This is a genomic window from Dyadobacter luteus, assembly GCF_003383615.1.
GTDB lineage: Bacteria > Bacteroidota > Bacteroidia > Cytophagales > Spirosomataceae > Dyadobacter > Dyadobacter luteus.
Genome location: NZ_QNUL01000054.1, coordinates 2,501 through 4,715 on the forward strand (window position 1 = coordinate 2,501; position 2,215 = coordinate 4,715).

The following is a 2,215-nucleotide window of genomic DNA, read 5'->3' on the forward strand; positions in this document are numbered from 1 at the left end:
GCTCGTACTCCCCGAAATGTTTTTAGGAACAGCGTCGTGGTTGAGTCATGTTCAGGTAGAGCTACTGATAGGGCTAGGGGGAGTCAAATCCTACCAAACTCTGACAAACTCCGAATGGGGCATGATATACACGGCAGTGAGGGCTGGGGTGCTAAGGTCCCAGTCCGAGAGGGGAACAACCCAGAGCATCAGCTAAGGTCCCAAAATATATGCTAAGTTGAACTAAGGGGGTCCGACTGCAGAGACAGCCAGGATGTTAGCTTGGAAGCAGCTATACATTTAAAGAGTGCGTAACAGCTCACTGGTCGAGCGGGGCGGGCATCGATAATAAACGGGCATCAAGCATATTACCGAAGCTATGCGATAGTAATTTATTACGATCGGTAGGGGAGCATTCTCACAGGGGTGAAGGTATGGCGTAAGCTGTGCTGGACTGGTGAGAAAAGCAAATGTAGGCATAAGTAACGATAATGCGGATGAGAAATCCGCACACCGAAAGACTAAGGATTCCTCCGCTATGCTAATCAACGGAGGGTTAGGCGGGGCCTAAGGTATAGCCGAAGGGCGAATATCGATGGACAGCAGGTTAATATTCCTGCCCTTGCGGTTAGTGTGAAGAAATGACGGAGTATTGTGGTATGTACGTACTGACGGAATAGTGCGTTGAGCAGATCCTACGGGAGAAGCGAACATACGAAAACGCTTCCAAGAAAAGTTTCTGAAACGTCAGCTGACTGCAACTCGTACCGTAAACCGACACAGGTAGTCGAGAAGAATATTCTAAGGTGCTCGAGTGAATCACGGCTAAGGAACTCGGCAAATTAACCCTGTAACTTCGGGAGAAGGGGAGCCTCCTCGCAAGAGAGGCCGCAGAGAAATGGCCCAGGCGACTGTTTAGCAAAAACACAGGGCTCTGCCAAAACGCAAGTTGACGTATAGGGCCTGACACCTGCCCGGTGCTGGAAGGTTAAGAGGGGATGTCATCGCAAGAGAAGCATTGAATCGAAGCCCCAGTAAACGGCGGCCGTAACTATAACGGTCCTAAGGTAGCGAAATTCCTTGTCGGGTAAGTTCCGACCTGCACGAATGGTGTAACGATCTGGGCACTGTCTCGGCCGTGAGCTCGGTGAAATTGTAGTAGCGGTGAAGATGCCGCTTACCCGCCACGGGACGGAAAGACCCCGTGCACCTTTACTATAGCTTTGCATTGTTTTCGGGTCAGGGATGTGTAGGATAGGTGGGAGGCTATGAGCCGGTGTCGCCAGGCATCGTGGAGCCAACGTTGAAATACCACCCTTCGCTGGCCTGGGATCTAACTGCTCAGAAGAGCAGGACCGTGCATGGTGGGTAGTTTGACTGGGGTGGTCGCCTCCAAAAGTGTAACGGAGGCTTCCAAAGGTCTGCTCAACACGCTTGGTAACCGTGTGTGGAGTGCAATAGTACAAGCAGGCTTGACTGCGAGACCGACGGGTCGAGCAGGTGGGAAACCAGGGTATAGTGATCCGGTGGTTCTGTATGGAAGGGCCATCGCTCAAAGGATAAAAGGTACGCCGGGGATAACAGGCTGATCTCCCCCAAGAGCTCACATCGACGGGGAGGTTTGGCACCTCGATGTCGGCTCGTCACATCCTGGGGCTGGAGAAGGTCCCAAGGGTTCGGCTGTTCGCCGATTAAAGTGGCACGCGAGCTGGGTTCAGAACGTCGTGAGACAGTTCGGTCCCTATCTGTGGTGGGCGTAGGAAGATTGACGGGGGCTGCCTTTAGTACGAGAGGACCGAGGTGGACCCACCGCTGGTGAATCGGTTGTTACGCCAGTAGCATGGCCGAGTAGCTATGTGGGGAATAGATAAGCGCTGAAAGCATCTAAGTGCGAAACTAGCCTGAAGATGAATCTTCCACATAAGGGTTGTTGTAGACTACGACGTTGATAGGCTGCAGGTGTATGTATAGAAATATATTTAGCTGAGCAGTACTAATTACCCAATAGCTTACATATTATAAATTAATCAATGATTATTTCTATTCTACTTCCAATATGACATGAAATTTTGAAATGAAGAATTATCAATGAAGAATGAAGAGTTATTGGCTCTGCGTTTTAAAATTACTTAATTCTTTAAATCAAAAAGATATGATGGTAAATCGAAGACTAGTACTCTTCATTATTAACTCATCATTCTTAACTCAAAGATCTTGTTGGTGACTATTGGTCCGG

The 2,215-nt window shown here is 49.4% G+C and carries 1 rRNA gene (only partly in view); it reads left to right on the forward strand.

Going from position 1 to position 2,215, the window contains the following annotated elements:
• Window positions 1-1,997, forward strand: a 23S ribosomal RNA gene (locus tag DSL64_RS28730) (it extends 825 nt beyond the left edge of the window).
• Window positions 1,998-2,215 lie beyond the last annotated feature (218 nt).